General features: G+C 67.1%; 7 protein-coding genes. 4 read left to right on the forward strand and 3 right to left on the reverse strand.

Annotation, left to right across the window (positions count from 1 at the left end; genetic code table 11):
* Positions 1-102: 102 nt before the first annotated feature.
* Both IWX64_RS11565 and IWX64_RS11570 read left to right on the forward strand, forming a co-directional pair.
* Entirely contained in the window at positions 103-6921 is a 6819-nt protein-coding gene (locus tag IWX64_RS11565) for a hypothetical protein (RefSeq protein ID WP_196867279.1), read from the forward strand.
* Positions 6918-10544 (forward strand): hypothetical protein, encoded by a 3627-nt coding sequence (locus IWX64_RS11570; RefSeq protein WP_196867280.1) that lies wholly within the window; start codon positions 6918-6920, stop codon positions 10542-10544. The genes IWX64_RS11565 and IWX64_RS11570 overlap by 4 nt, the downstream gene beginning before the upstream one ends.
* A 68-nt stretch (positions 10545-10612) precedes the next feature.
* Here IWX64_RS11570 and map read toward each other — a convergent pair whose 3' ends face one another.
* Complete coding sequence (gene map / locus IWX64_RS11575; protein WP_196867281.1) at positions 10613-11383, reverse strand: type I methionyl aminopeptidase; 771 nt, start codon at positions 11381-11383, stop codon at positions 10613-10615.
* Positions 11384-11537: 154 nt separating this feature from the next.
* Here map and IWX64_RS11580 point away from each other — a divergent pair, with 154 nt between their 5' ends.
* Entirely contained in the window at positions 11538-12020 is a 483-nt protein-coding gene (locus IWX64_RS11580; protein ID WP_196867282.1) for a cation:proton antiporter regulatory subunit, read from the forward strand.
* Positions 12021-12027: 7 nt separating this feature from the next.
* Positions 12028-13218 (forward strand): cation:proton antiporter, encoded by a 1191-nt coding sequence (locus IWX64_RS11585; protein WP_196867283.1) that lies wholly within the window; start codon positions 12028-12030, stop codon positions 13216-13218.
* Between the two features lie 22 nt (positions 13219-13240).
* On the opposite strand, the gene IWX64_RS11590 is transcribed toward IWX64_RS11585, so the two are convergent.
* Complete coding sequence (locus IWX64_RS11590; RefSeq protein WP_196867284.1) at positions 13241-14065, reverse strand: siderophore-interacting protein; 825 nt, start codon at positions 14063-14065, stop codon at positions 13241-13243.
* Positions 14066-14119: 54 nt separating this feature from the next.
* Positions 14120-15697 (reverse strand): histidine ammonia-lyase, encoded by a 1578-nt coding sequence (hutH, locus tag IWX64_RS11595; protein ID WP_196867285.1) that lies wholly within the window; start codon positions 15695-15697, stop codon positions 14120-14122.
* Between the last annotated feature and the right edge of the window lie 46 nt (positions 15698-15743).

Consider the following 15743-nt stretch of genomic DNA (forward strand, 5'->3'; position numbering starts at 1 on the left):
CCCCGAAGAAAATTCCCGCCGGTTGCGGTTGTCGGGTTTCTTCTGCGGGTCCATACTCGTCTCATTCTGACGTGCTTGGACAGCCGCTGAGGAGTTGACGCAATGCCTTCACTACTCGATACGCTCACCCCCCTGTTGGGGGATGGCACAGATCTCGGCGATTTCGGTGACGCCCTCGACGAATTCACCGTCGACGATGCGCAGAACCCCTCCAATCCCGGCGGCATTACCGTCACCGGAACGGTGTCCTTCGCCGCGGGGCTGAGACTCGGCGTCGACGTCGTCAGTAAACGGCTGGTCTGGACACCCGCCGCAACCGCCGGGGGAGAGGACGCCTTCGGGGAGAACTCCTGGATTGACGTCCGCAACACCACCCTCGCTTTTGAACTGCAGGTCCCCGGGCTCGACGGCGAGGATTTCACCCTGGACCTGAGCTTGAGCAACATCGTGCTGAAAGCTCCCTTCCTCAGGGGCGCCCGACATGCCAGCCCGGGGGAGTTGGTCCCCGACCCGCAGAACCCTGAGGTCACCTTCACCCTGCCGGATGTCGAGTTCCAGATCTTCGGCGCAGCCGGCGCCACCGACGCCAAATTCCTCGGTCTGGGTAACACGGGAACCGACGACCCAGCGATCGCTGCTTTCGTGACCATGCAGCCCCCGTTTGCGTTCATCGGATCCACGGACGTCGTGGGGTTCGGGTTCCGCTCCGGCCTGCTGGACCTCTCAGGCGATGCCACGCCTCCCGCTGTCCTTGACCTCCTCAACCTCGGCGCCGAATGGCAGGGCCTTTACCTGCCGGAAATCCGACTCTTCGTCGCCCCGAACGGTGCCCGAGATCTCTGCGTTGACGCAGGCGCCAGGAATCTCCTCATTGGATTCGGGGAGACCTCAGGTGTGTCCGGCGACTTCGACCTGACCGTCGCCTACCAGGGGGCCGGTGCGCTCAGACTCGGCGCACGCTTCTACGACGCGGCCGGGCGCTGCTACTCACCGGAGGGTACAGGAGATACCCGCACGGTCACCCTGCCACCGCTGACCCGGATGGTCGCCGACGTCGACGGCGGACTGGCGCCCTTCACGTTCACCATCTCCATCGACGACGTCGCGCAGGCGACGGGCAGGGTCGCCGACATTGATCTCTCGGCGGACGCCAGCCAGCGCATTGTCATTACCGTCAGGGATGGAAGCGGCACCCCACAGACGGCCACCCTCACGCTGACGACGTCGGCCCTCGCCTCGGTGCCGGGCGGCGGCACCAACGCACGGCTGCGCACCCTCGGCACCACTACCGGCTCGGTACCCGCCGCGTCGCCACGGTTGCGGATCGACTCCGAGACTGCGGCGGGCACGACGACGACAGTCGTCCTTGCCCTCGACGTGGACACAGCAGCTGCGGCCACCATCGAATGGCGAGTCAACGGTGGAACCCCCACAACAGGACCCACGCTGTCCGTCCCGGTTGGACCCGGGCAGCGCTTCGCGGTGCAGGCACGGTTGCCCGGCTCAAGCACTGTCGGAAACGCCACCGCCTACTATCGTTTCGACACCCCCGACCCCGGTGCTGAAGCCTCGGCACAAAGCCGATCCGCTCCTGCGCCCAATGCCGGAGCCACCACACCCTGGACGGCGGGCACCGACACTGACGACACACTCCGACCACTTCTCGCCGCGCTTCCCACCGGCCACCCCGTCACCATCAGGGGGTACGCCAGTTTCGAGGGCGCCGATACCCCCACCGTGCGCCAGTACAACGAACGCCTCGCCCGCCGCCGTGCCGACGCACTGCAGCTACGGATTGAACGACTGTGCCAGGAGCCAGCCCTCGCCGGCCGGAACCCCTCGATTACCGCGTCCGCCGACATGGCGGGGTGGACCAGTCAGGGGCCAGCCCTCAACGTCCGACGGACCTTCTGGAAGGCAGAGGCAACCTGGCCACCGGTCACCACCGGGGACACGCTGGTCACCGCCGAACTGTGGCGCGAGGAAACCACGGGGCCAGGCACCGACCTGACCACTCCCGATTCCGACTCCGGCACCAGGACCAACCCGCCCTCGTGGTTCCGGAAGCTCGGGACGGTAGTCAGGATTGTCAGGAACACCTTCGTCTCCTGTGAAGTGTTTGGCGAGTTCGACATCCAGACACCGGCCGAGAACCGGCTCGCCGGTGAAATGACTCCGGGACGCGAGGAGCTGAGCGCCGCCCGGGCCATCGGCCGGAATCCCGCAGACGGCATCATCAGGATCCGTTTCCTGATCGAAATCGATGAGGCTGTCGGCTCGGTGAAGATCACCGCCCAGTACGGGGCGCACCCCGAAGACACCGACGGCCTGTACCTGTGGGGGATCCGCCCCGGGGAACCGCTGCAGGACCCGGAATTCGGGCTGGACTTCTTCGGTGCAACAGTTGTCTTGATGCCGCTGCTGTCTGAAACCGCCGGGGCCGTCGCCAACGAGGGCGGGATCGCCCAGATGGGCGTTACAGCAGCGATGCTCGGCATTCCGGCAGCAATCGCTGCCACGCGGATCGTCAAGACCGAACGGGTGGTGTGGCATGGTGGCGAAGTCCTCCTGAACGCTGTCCCGGGAGCCAACGAACTGGTGGTGCTCTTCGACATCGAAGCTGCCATCTCCATGAACATCTTCGACCTCGTGACCATCACCAGGGAAGCCCCGCTGACCGTTCGTTACAAGGCCGTCGGAATCAGATTGGGCGACGGCCTCGCAGGGCAACCGTTCCAGTTCCGCCCCGTGTTCGACGCCTCCAAGGGCTACTCGATCGACGTGTCGGGTCCCGGCGGTCTCAACATCGCCGAACCGCTTGGCGAGCTCCTCCAGGTACTCGGCGCCCGGGTGGCCCGCAACAATCCACTGATCTTCGAGATCGACCTGGGCTTTGCCGTCGACCTGGGTGTCGTCAGCATTGATCGCGCCCGGCTGCGCGTCGCTTTCGAACCATTCACCTTCGCCATCACCGCCTTCGGAGCCTCCATCGACATTCCAGGCGCCCTGGCCGGAAAAGGGTATCTCGAGCTGAGCCAGACCGAAGTCAAAGGGCAGCTGGACCTGACACTTGTCCCGGTATCGGTGCGGATCGCGGCCGGAGTGGGCGTGGCCAACATCAGCGTTGAGGAGGGTGGACCAGCGACAGGGGTGATCGTGACCCTTGAGGTGGAGTTCCCGGTCGCCATCCCGCTGGGGCAGAGCGGCATCGGGATCTACGGGTTCATGGGGCTGTTCGCCATGAACTACTCCCGCGACATGACCGGTATCGACACCTCGAACATGGCTCCCGCGCTGGCCTGGCTCCGGGCCACCGGGGGCAACCCCCTGAACGTGGAGTTCTGGAAGCCTGAGGTAAACGCCTGGGCATTCGGGGTCGGCGCGATCCTCGGCACCATGGGCAGCAGCGTGATCTTCAACCTCAAGGGTCTGATCATGCTGGAGCTACCCGGTCCGCGGCTGTTGCTGATCATGAAGGCGAAGCTCCTGGCTGTCATGCCAGCCCTCGGCGGCAACGCGGAGGGTGTCTTCCTCGCTGTGATCGACCTCGACATGGGGCGTGGGACCCTCACCATCGGGATCTCCATCGACTTTAGTATCTCCCCACTGCTGGAACTCCACATCCCAGTGGAAGCCTTCTTCAACTTCACCGATGTTGCGGACTGGCACCTGTACCTCGGGCGGCAAAGCAGCCCCATCCACGCCAACATTCTGGAAGTCTTCGACGGCACAGGGTACCTGATGATTTCCGGCAACGGACTCGCCCTGGAGAACCTGCCGGAGGTCTACGGTTTCTCCATCGGCACCGGCCTTCATGTTTCCTTCGAATGGGGAGACCGCAGCAGCGGTCTCTACGCAGAACTCGCCGCAGGCTTCGACGCCGTCGTGGGCTTCGACCCGTTCTGCCTTGCCGGCATCCTGTACGTCAGGGGAAGCCTTCACCTCTTCATCATCGAGGTGAGCGCGTGGGCCAAGCTTGAGGTCTTCGTAGGGGAGAAGATGATCGGCGGCAACCCGGCCAAGGTGTCCCGCATCAGCGGTGAGATCTGCGGCCGGGTGAAGTTCCTGTTCTTCTCGGTACAGGGCTGCGTCACCTTCGAACTCGGCGAAACGGTGATCCAGACCCCGCCGCCACCACCCCTTGTCGAAATGCTCAAACTCGTCGGCAGATCGCCCGCGCTGGTCCAGGGCTCCGGCGTCGACAAACCCATCGACAGTGGCCTGGCTGACGCCGCAGAGTCACTCGCGGACCTGAACCCGGGAATGGGAGTGCCCCTGGACGCTATTCCCGTGCTGATGATGAACCTGCCGCCGGTACCCGACCCAGCGACGCGGTTCAAGGGCGAGGTGCTGGCAGGCAGTACCGGGGTTGCACCCGGCGGGTGGGTCAAGAAGGGGTCTGCCTCCTACAAGTTCACCCTTACCTCGGTCACGCTGGACGCGGTGGACCCCGACGACGGTGGCGTGTTGCCGGGCGGGTTCACCGACGGATCGACGCCCGCCACGTGGTGGGCGCAAAAGAGCGGCGACACCGCGTTGTCGGCGCAGCTTGCCCTGCTGAGCTGGCTCCCCGAAGGGACCCCCAAGGCCGTCGAAACCGGGTACACCCTCGAAGAGTCAGTCACGGACAGCTGGGGGACCATCTGCGACCCCCTTGCACCGCCGACGTCGGTTCTGTTCACTTTCCTGGGCGAACCCCTGGGGCCGTCCGACGCCGGTTGGCATCTTGCCGGGACGCCGTGGCCCGACCCGCCGGGCAGCCATCGTTCGACACCCCCCGCCACGCAGCTGTCCGTCACCGAGCGCTGGCGCTCGGGCGACTTCTCGGTGGATAGCCTGCTCGCCGTCGTTCCGGCCCAGGTGGAGGGCCTGGCCGTCTCCTGCCCCGAGGGCGGCGATCCTCACCGGACCGCTTCGATCCCGGCAGGTACCGACGACGGCGAGAACCCGGTCCTCGCCGCGATCGGCGGGAAGGAACCGGAGGACACGGTGCTGCCCCGGATCGACTGGGGCGATCTGATCACCAAGCCGGATCCGGATCTTACCGTCCACCGGGCGCAACTGTTGGATGGCGTTCCCATCGAGCAGGGCCGTGCGAAGTGCTCTTCCCGGGCGCTCGCCGCACCCGTCTATGACGCCCGGGAACCGATGCACCACGGGGACGATGAGCGGAAACAGGACATTCACGAGGGGTGGAAAGCAACAGGATTCCAGCCGGGCCCCCTCGACAATGCCGTCGTCCTGCACACAGGCCCTTTCGCGCAAGCAGTGCTGTTCCTGCTGGTGCGCAGGGAGTTGCTTGAGGGAGGGCTGGTGGTCTGCACGTACGACGCCGACGAAAACGAGCTGTCCAGGGAACCCGTCACCCCCGCAGCCACCAGCCTTCCACCGCGGTGGACCGATGTTGCCGGCCCCTGGTCCCGTGATGCGTTTCTGCTCCGTCAGCAGGCCACCGCCATGGCCCGTCTGGGCTACCTCGGTGTCCTCGTCGATGTGAAAGGCGATGAGGCTGCCGACCACGTCCAGATCGGGATGCCTCCGGAGGAGGCAATCAATGAACGCCTCGACGTGCGCGGCTACTACGTGGCCGGCACCGAACTGACCACCTTCGCCGAGTACCTGCGGTACGACTGGGACCAGAGAGACCGTGGCTCGCGGCAGGGCGCCATCGCCAATGTGCTCGGTGGAGACACGGACGACCACGCCCTGCTTCACCCCGCTACCGTCTACCGCGCCACTGTCGGCTACTCGGTGCAGGCACGGCCGGTGCTCCCGGACGGATCCGACGGGCCGGCAGCCGACGTGCCCAGCTCCCCGCAGGAGTTCTTCTTCAGGACCGACAACCTCCCGCCCCGCCGGCTCGACCCCTGGATTCTCGGCAGTACCCCCCAGGAAGGTGAACAGCACTTCCCCACCGGGGAACCGATCAGGATCATTTTCGGGACCACCAACGTGGTCAGGATGTTTGCCGCCTATGGCAAGCGGCTCCAGGTACGGCTTCGCTCCTCCGCCTTCCGGCCTATCCAGGCGAAGCCCGGCTTTGCCCACCCCCTCGTGTTGCTTCCCTGGACACCCGGAGCAGACACCAACCCGGACCTCGTCGCGGCGGCGGTCCTCTCACCCTGGGAGCAGGCGCTCGCCGGGGTATTGACGGGCAGCTGCATCCCGGTGGACGAGGAGCGGGTGAGGCACTCGGTGGTGACAGTAGGAGTTGAACTCGAGAGCTACACCGACTACATCATGGATGTGGAAATCGCCGATCTGACGTCGCCGGACGGCGCGCAGGGGGAGGTGATCTGGCGACGGTCCTTCAGCACCGGAGCGTTTACCACCGTCGACGAGTTCAGCGGATCCTTTGCCGACGCCAGGATTGCGCACCGGTACGCCGCGCCGGGCGCGCTCCAGAACGTCGCCGCTTCCTTCGCTGCCCGCCCGCCGGAGGGCGCCGAACTGGATCAGGCGCTTTCCCTGGCGGGGCTGGAGCCGATGGGAGTGCCCAGATCGGGCCAGATTGTGGTGTTCTGGGAAACGGCGGCCGCCGCTGGCTCAATCCCACAGCCGGCAGCCGTGCTGCTCGATGCATCAGAGCCCATGTGGCGAAGCCGGGCGGTGGCGGTCGAAGAGGTGGATTCGGCGGTAGCAGGGAACCGCCGTTACACGATGGTGCAACGCAGGTGGCTGGAACTCGCAGAAGGAGCCAGCCCTGACGCCATCGTGGACCGGATTGTCCAGGCGCCCGGAGGCCAGCGGGCACTGATCTCCCTCAAAGCGGGATCCCGGGGCAAGCGGCTAAGCCTGGTTCTTGACCGTCTGGCTCAACCGGAGACGTATCTCGACGGGCCAACCGCCGCCGACATTGCCTATTCCGTCGCCGACCTATTGCTCACCACCGCACCGTGGGAAGAGACCGACCGATCATGAGCTACGTATTCAACCCACGCCGGTTCCAAGCCGAGGGCGTCGCCATCAATTGGGCAGTGCACGCCCGCGCTCTCGGCGGGCTCAAGGAGTATTCGCGCACCCTGAAGGTCAGACCGGCGAACGTGCAGCTGCGGTGGCTGCCGAATCAGGAGATCGGCATTCCCAGCCGACCCTTCAGCGTGTGGCGCCGGGCCACAATGCGGTCGGAATTCACCGACCTGGACTTTCGCACAGTTGTCATCCCCTCGCTCGGTGGGCGCACCTTGGTGACCTGGCCCGGAGCCCGGCTGGTGACAGTGGCGCTGTCCCTGGGGGGCAGCGCCGGCTACATCTACGCCTTTGCCGGCTGGCCCAGCACCTCCGGAGCCGTGGCTGTCAGACGTTTTGAACCCGGTGCTGGAACGGTCCGGATCGGCGCCAGTGCCATGGACGGCCTGCTGGTAGACCCGGGCATCAGCATCGAATCTCTCCTGGGCACCGACCTGTCGCAGTATGACGAGGGGATGGGCTGGGAGGAGCTGGAGCAGGTGGGACTCCCTGTTGACGGTGCACGGTGGACGGGGACGTCCTACGGCAGCCACCTGCAGGGCATGCTGGTCGACGGATCCGGCTCCGTGCCAGCGCTCACCGACCCCGTCACCGCCGCGGAGCAGCGGCTGGAGCGGGGCGCGCCGTCGTCGGGCTGGGACCCGCAACTGGCTGCCGGAATCACCGCGCCGGGGTGGCAGGAGCCTGACTTCAGAGCTGTCATCGCTGACGCGAACGACTCGCTGGTGCACCACCTCGCGGTCATTTCCAACTCCCACCCGCCGCGGGACCACGCGGGGCGAACCATCGCCGTGACCATGCCGCCGCCCGCCAACTCAAGTGGCGGCACCGCGCCGGGCGATCCCACCACCTCCCTGGTCTCACCCTGGGGGATGACCCTGCTCGCCGCCGGAACCGATCCCTATGCCGCGTTGGCGCTGGGCATGGGTACCGCGTACGGGCCCGATGACCTCCCGAAGGACGATCACGGCGAGCGCAACGGCTACGACTTCCTGGTGACCGCCACCTACGAAAAAGGGCTCGATGGGCAGTCGGCCGAACGCACCTACGCGGCGGTGATTCCCTCGCCGCAGCCGGGAATCGCACCCCTGGCTCCGGCCGGCCAGACGGTCCAGAAAATGGGGTATCTGCGCCCGGCAGCCAGGGACCTACCCTGGCGGACCTCCCTGCGCACGGGGTGGGAGCGACCACCGGTCACCCCGCTGGCCCGCCCCCGCAGTTACGCCTTCGCCCGGCTGTCCCGACCTGGGGACCTCGCGGCGTCGTCGCTGCTCCCTCCTCGGATCGGCGGCGGGTGGCTGCCGGGAGTGATCAACGATGCCCAGGTGGAGGGTGATCCGGCACCTCACAAGATCTCGGCAGTGGACCGTGAGATTCCGATCCCACCCGATCCGGGCAGCATCTCACCGACCTACTCGGTGGCACACCAGGATCTCTACGGGCTGTGGAGCAAGTGGCGGTCTGCCAGCGCCGCAGTCAGTCAACCGGCAGTTGACGCCGTAAGAATTGTCAGCGCCGCACTGACGGCAGTCGGCAGCCCGACGGCAGGAAGCCCAGTTTCCGGGCAACTGGAGGTTGAGTTCCTGTGGGATTTCTCAGCCAGAGGGCCACAGACCATCAGGTTTGCCGGCAGACTGTTCGCCGCCCCGCTGCACGGCGCGAAGCCGCCCGATACCTCGGTGCCCGCCAGGATGCAGCGCAGCCTGGGTGGTGGGGGAGCATTTGTCGACGTCGAGTTCACCGGGGACCAGGCTCAGCACGCCGGGGTGCCGCTGACAGGTCTTAATCTGGCGGGCGACGCAGTGGTGCCAATGGGCCCCGCCGGGCAGGGGGAGCGGGAACGGCGTTACCGGCTGCGCGTTCCCGGTTTCACCCTGGACTTCGATGCGTCGGGGCACATTGGGCTGGCACTCTGGGCCGTTGGGCGGGAACGTGTTGCACCGCACCGGTGGGGGGACTGGCCCGCCGATCCCAGTGTCGTCACGACCTCCGATCCCCGCCCTCCGGTGGTCATCATGGACAGCCTCCCCACGGTTGCACTGGGTAGCCTCCCGGACGCCAATGGGGAATCACACGCGCGGCTCTCCTGGTCGGCTGCCGGATCGGTCGCCGGCTACGCAATCTACGAGTCCACTGAAACCAAACTGGGGCAGACCGCGGGACTGCCCCCAGCGGACCTGGAAACCACTCTGTCCGAGCGGCTCGAGGCGATGAAGGGCGTGTTCAACGCCGACCCGTCCCGGCGAGCGTTCACCCGCCGGAACTCCACCCTGATCACCGGGACCTCGTCCGATGTGACCCTGCCTCGCGGTACCACGGACATCCACGTCTTCGTGGTCATTGGGGTCAGTGCCGGCCAGATCGAGGCGCCCTGGCCGTCCGGCTCCAGTGCCGCCGACCAGTGGTTTGCCTATGCCATCCCGCGCCGGTCGCGGCCGGCACCGCCAACCCTCGAACTCCATGCGCTGCAGGAGGGAGGAATCTACAAGACGCGGGTGCTGGTGGGCGCTCGCGACGGCGCACCGGTGACCCGGGTGGAACTGCACCGGGTCCGCGTGGACGAGGCGGTCGCAACACTCGGGACCATGGGGCCGCCCGTGGCGGCTGTGTCGGCGGGCACCCCCGGGTGGACAGTCGGCCCGGGACCGGCACCCGGCGGAGGAATCCGGACCCTTGATGGCTTCGACGTCCCCACCGGTTCCTGGAAACGCGTCTGGTACCGGGCGACAGCCTGGAGCAGTGACGACCCGTCACGGGGCGTCCTCGGGGACCGTTCGGACGCCAGCTCGGTCGCGTGGGTGGTGGTTCCCCCAGCCGGCCCCCCTGACCTCTCCACCCTCGATCTCTTACCCGGCCCAGCGGGTGCGGGGGAGGCCGTGGTCAGCTGGACCAGCCGCGCACCGGCCACCCGCAGTCCGCTCGGCACCCACCGGATCACCGTGTCCGCAACCGTCCCGCCAGGCGCTACGCTGATCAACTCGTCCGAGCAGCTTGGCCTGGTAACAGAGGTGGAGCCAGCGACAGGGTCGGGATTCTGGCGGATCGAGGGCGTAGGCGGTGCCGGAACCGGCTATCGGGCACTTCTCCGTCGCGACGATCCAGGGGATACCGTCGAGGTGAGTGTGACAATCACCGACCCCCTCGGCCGGACCACCACCGAAACGGTGACCGTCCCACCAGGGGCACTGCTCCCTGCGCCGGAGGTGACCGGGCTAGCCCTTGCCCGCCGTCAACCCCTCGCAGGCGCGCTCGCCGAGTGGACGAGCAACACGCCACCGGTTGCCACTCCCGCCGGTTCCTTCCGGCTGCGCGTGACCCTGCAGCCCCGGGTGATCACTCCGTTCCCGGGCCGGCGGCCCCGGCCGGTGGTGATTGACATGTTTCTGGAAGATGTGCCGGTGGCCAACCCGACAACAGCCTCCACGAGGACCCTCGTGGGGCGGTATCCAGGGCGGGCTGGCGAATACTGGGTGTACAGCCCTGCGGTCCCGGAGCGGATCACCGTCGGGCTGGGCTCCCCGGATGGCCGAAGCGCTGAGCAAACCATCGCGCTACGGCGGCCGGTGCGCCGCTAGGTACACCGCTAGTGGCGTCAGCACCTGCACCGCACCCTCACGTGCACAATTGTCAGCGGTTCGCGCCGTCAGCGGGGAAGAGTGAGAATCTCGGCCCCATCCTCGGTGATGGCGATCGTGTGCTCGCTGTGCGCGGTCCGGCAGCCGGTGGCGCTGCGAAGCGTCCATCCATCGGCGTCGGTCACCAGGGTGGCGGTGTCCGCCATGATCCAGGGCTCAAGTGCGAGCAGTAGTCCGGGGCGCAACACGTAGCCGCGACCCGGCCGCCCGGTGTTCGGGATGTGGGGGTCCTGGTGCATGGTCGACCCGATGCCATGGCCACCGAACTCGGTGTTGATGGGGTATCCGGCGTCGCTGAGCACCGTCCCGATGGCATACGAGAGGTCGCCGATGCGCGCGCCGGGGCCGGCCGCGGCGATCCCCGCACGCAGGGCCTTTTCGGTAGTGCTGATCATGGCGACGCTTTCTGCGGGGCGCGAGTCACCCACGATGAAACTGATTGCCGAGTCCGCTGCGACTCCACGTTTGGAGACCGCCAGGTCGAGCGTGAGCAGGTCCCCGTCGGCGAGTGCGTAGTCGTGGGGGAGGCCGTGCAGCACCGCGTCATTGACTGCCGTGCAGATGTAGTGCCCGAACGGGCCGCTTCCAAAGGAGGGTGCGTAATCCACGTAGCAGGACTGTGCCCCGGCGTCGGCGATCATCGTCTTTGTCCACGCGTCGATGTCCAGCAGATTGGTGCCGACCGTGGCGCGGCTTTTCATCGTCTGCAGAATCTCGCCTACCAGGGCACCGGTGTCCCTGGCTCGGGTCAGTTCGCTGGGGCTCAGGATCTCAATCATTCGGCGCCTTTCCTACGCAATGCTCATGCACCCACCCACTATCCCGGTAAGTGGAGACTCAGGGCAACCGGCCCGCTCTCTGGGCGGATCGGGCCGGTCATCACTCGGCACTCCCTGCGGGTGGAATGTCGCGGACAAGGTCTAGGATTAAGCCATGAAGGTCGACAAAACGCCGCTACCAGGAATCGGTATACGCAAGGAGATTGTGACGTCGTCGGGGCGCCGCATCGGAACAGTCACACAGCGCGACGGCGAGACCGCGCTCATTATCTCCCGACAGGACGACCCGGATGCCTGTCTGGTGTCCATCCCGCTCACGGCCGACGAATCAGCAACCCTCGGCAACCTGCTCGGCGCCCACCAACTGGTGGCCCAGTTGACCGAGGAGCACCGTGATCTACCGGGGGTGAACACCCGGCAATTCCTTATCACCCGCGGTTCACCCTTCGAGGGTTACCGCCTCGGCGATACCCGGATGAGAACCCGCACCGGCGCATCAGTGGTGGCGGCGCTGCGCGACGGCAAGGTCGAGCCGTCGCCAACCCCCGATTTCGTTTTGAAGGACGGGGACCTGCTGGTCGCCGTCGGAACGTCGGAGGGCCTGGAAGCGGCCGCCGAAATCCTCGGCGGCGGCTGATTCCGGCTTGGAGGCCGGTAGTGCGCTGACGCTGATCGAACTGGGGGCCGTGTTCTTCTGCCTCGGCATCCTGGCACGGCTGGCCGGACGGATCGGCCTCTCACCCATCCCGCTCTACCTTCTCGGTGGCCTCTTCTTCGGTCACGGCGGTTTCATCGAACTGGATGGGCTGAACGAGTTCAGCGAGATCGCCAGCGAGATCGGCGTGATCCTGCTGCTGCTCATGCTCGGCCTCGAGTACACGGCCAAGGAACTGGTCACCGGTCTCCGGCAATCCTGGCTCGCCGGGGTCCTGGACATTGTCCTGAACTTCACCCCCGGCGCCGTAGTGGCGCTGCTCCTCGGCTGGGGCCCGGTGGGTGCCATGGTGATGGGCGGCGTCACCTACATTTCGTCGTCGGGAATTGTGGCGAAGGTGCTGACCGACCTGGGGCGGCTGGGCAACCGGGAAACCCCGGTCATCCTGTCCCTGCTGGTGTTCGAAGACCTCGCCATGGCCGTGTACCTGCCCATCCTGACCACAGTCCTCGCCGGCGCCAGCTTCGCCGGCGGGATGCAGGCGGTCGGAATCTCGCTGGTGGTGGTCACGGTGGTGCTCATTATCGCCCTGCGGTTCGGGAACGTGGTTTCGGCGATTGTGGACAGCAAGGACCGCGAGGTCTTCCTTCTCACGGTGCTCGGTTCGGCACTCCTGGTGGCTGGCGTCGCGGCAGCGATGCAGGTATCGGCGGCCGTGGGGGCTTTCCTCCTCGGAATCGCCATCTCGGGGGCCACCGCGACGAACGCCACCCGGCTCCTCGAACCACTGCGCGACCTGTTCGCCGCGATCTTCTTTGTGGTGTTCGGTCTCAACACCGATCCGGCAACCATCCCCCCGGTGCTGGGGATCGCGATCCTCCTGGTGCTCATCACGTCGATCACCAAGATTGCCACCGGCTGGTGGGCGGCCCGCCAGCACGGCGTGGGACGGCTGGGGCGGGCACGGGCCGGCGTCGTCCTGATCGCCCGCGGTGAGTTCTCGATCGTGATCGCCGGCCTGGCCGTCGCGTCGGGGGCGATCACCGGCGAGCTGGCTGCCCTGGCTACCGCCTATGTGCTCCTGACAGCGGTCCTCGGACCGATTGCTGCCCGCCTGGTCGAACCGGTGATGGGTCGGCTGCAGCGCAGGCCCCGGCCGGACCCGTTACCGGCCACCTAACCGGTGTGGGGGCGCGCGGACCTCAGTCGAGGATCTTGCCGACCGGTTCGCGCTTCTCCGCCTGGAACCGGTCCTCGGTGCGGCCCAGCGCCCAATAGCCGGACAGCGACACCTGGCTGCGCTCCAGGCCGTGCTTGACGAAGAACACATCCCGCAGTTGCTTCATTGACTCCCGCTCGCCGTGGGCAAAGACGTGCACCCGGCCCTCACGCCAGGATGCCTGCTGGAGGGCAGCGGCCAGGAGGGTCCCCGCCGTCGCCCCGCGACGGCACAGCCAGACGAGTTCCACACCGGACGGGGCGGTGAGATCGAGGCGGTCGGGCTCCCCCTCCACCTCGATGAACACCAGCCCGACGGCGTCAGCAGGCAGGGACTCGAGCGCCGCAGCCACCGCGGGCAGTGCAGTTTCGTCGGCGGCGAATAGGTACCAGTCGGCATCCGGGTTGGGGGAGTAGCCGCCACCGGGTCCGGTCACCACCAGGGTGTCTCCGGGCTGGGCCGACGCCGCCCACGGTCCGGCGAGGCCCTCGTCGCCATGCACCACAAAGTCGATGGCCAGCTGCTGGGCAGCGTAGTCCACCCACCGGAGGGTGTAGGTCCGGGTGACCGGCAGGTCGGCGGGGTCGAGTGTGGCGCGGAGTACCTGGTGGTCGTACGGCGGCACCAGCCCCAGCTCGGATTTGGCGAAGTGGATCTTCACGTACCGGTCGGTGAAGTCATTGCGGCCAAACGTGGCGAACCCGTCACCGCCGGCAACCACCCGCACCATGGCCGGGGACAACCACTCGGTGCGCTGAACGGTCAGGATGAACTGGGGTTTGGGCTTGCGTATTGGGGCGACGCTCACTGGGTGGATCTCCTTGGCGGGTATGTCCCAAGGCTAGCAACCCGGCGCTTCGGGTTAGGCCAGGGGCCCGCCCAGGGCGTCCTGCACGGCGGTGACCAGTGAGCCGTTGTCGACCAGTACCCGCACCGCTTCTATCTCGGGTGCGAGATAGCGGTCGGTGTCCGGTCCATCAACCACGTTCCGGACCACCGCCCGCGCCGCATGGATGGCCACTGCACTGCGTGAGGTGGCCAGGCCGCCGTCGCGCATGTCCAGCGCACGGGCGGCTGTCAGGATCTCGATCGCCAGGACCCGGGTCAGGCCGTCCAGGGCGCGCCGGAGTTTCAGCCCGGCCGCCCACCCCATGGAGACGTGGTCCTCCTGCATGGCCGACGAGGGGATCGAATCCACTGACGCTGGATTTGCGAGCCGCTTGAGCTCCGACACAATCCCGGCCTGCGTGTACTGGGCGATCATGTGTCCGGAATCGACCCCGGGGTCGTGCGCCAGGAAGGGGTTCAACCCGTGGCTGCGGGCCTTGTCGAGGAACCGGTCGGTGCGGCGCTCGCTCATTGAGGCCACATCGGCGACGGCGATGGCGAGGAAGTCCAGCGCGTAACCGACCGGGGCGCCGTGAAAGTTGCCGTTGGACTCGACCCGGCCGTCGACGGTGACCACCGGGTTGTCGATGGCGGAGCCCAGCTCGATGGCCGCTACCGACTCGACGTGGGCGAGGGTGGAGCGGGCGGCCCCATGCACCTGCGGAGCGCAGCGCAGCGAGTACGCGTCCTGGACCCGGGTGCTGCGGTGGGCGCTGAGCTCTGAGGCAGAGTGTTCCTGGGTCAGTGGTGACCCATCGAGCAGTTGGCGGATGTTGGCGGCCGATGAAATCTGGCCCGGATGGGGGCGCAGTGCGTGGAGGTCAGCGGCGAACACGCCGTCCGTGCCGAGCAGCCCCTCGACGCTCATGGCTGCGGCGAGATCGGCCGTCTTCAACAGGCGGTGGAGGTCAGCCGACGCCAGGATCAGCATGCCGAGCATGCCGTCGGTGCCGTTGATCAGGGCCAGCCCCTCCTTTTCGCGGAGCTCCACCGGGGTGATTCCGGCGGCGTCGAGCGCCTCGCCGGCGGGACGGAGGACGCCGTCGCCGTCGCGCACGTCACCCTCGCCCATCAGGGCAAGCGCAATGTGCGACAGCGGTGCCAGATCGCCGGAGCAGCCCAGCGAGCCGTATTCGCCGATGACCGGGGTGATCCCCGCGTTCAGGAGCGCCGCGTAAGTCTGTGCCACGAGGGGGCGGACGCCGGTCCGGCCGGTGGCCATCGTGGAGAGCCGTCCGAGCATCAGCCCGCGGACCACCTCCCGGTCCACCTCAGCGCCCGAAGAGGCGGCATGGCTGCGGATCAGGCTCCGCTGCAGCTGGGTGCGCTGTGCCACCGGGATATGGGTGGTCGCCAGGGCGCCGAAGCCGGTGGACACGCCGTAGTGGGGCATCGGGTCGTTCACGAGGTCCTCGATCACCCGCCGGGAGGCTTCCATCGCGGTGATCGACTCCCGAAGGAGGTCGACCCTTGCGCCGTGCCGTGCCACCGTGACGACGTCGTCGGGCCGGAGGGCGCCGACGCCCACGTTGACGGTCTGAGTGCTGCCCACCTGCGGACCCGCTTTCACAAGAAGTCTTGCCAATGAATGAGAAGAG

The sequence above is a fragment of the Arthrobacter sp. CAN_A212 genome, from assembly GCF_015752345.1.
Lineage (GTDB): Bacteria > Actinomycetota > Actinomycetes > Actinomycetales > Micrococcaceae > Arthrobacter_D.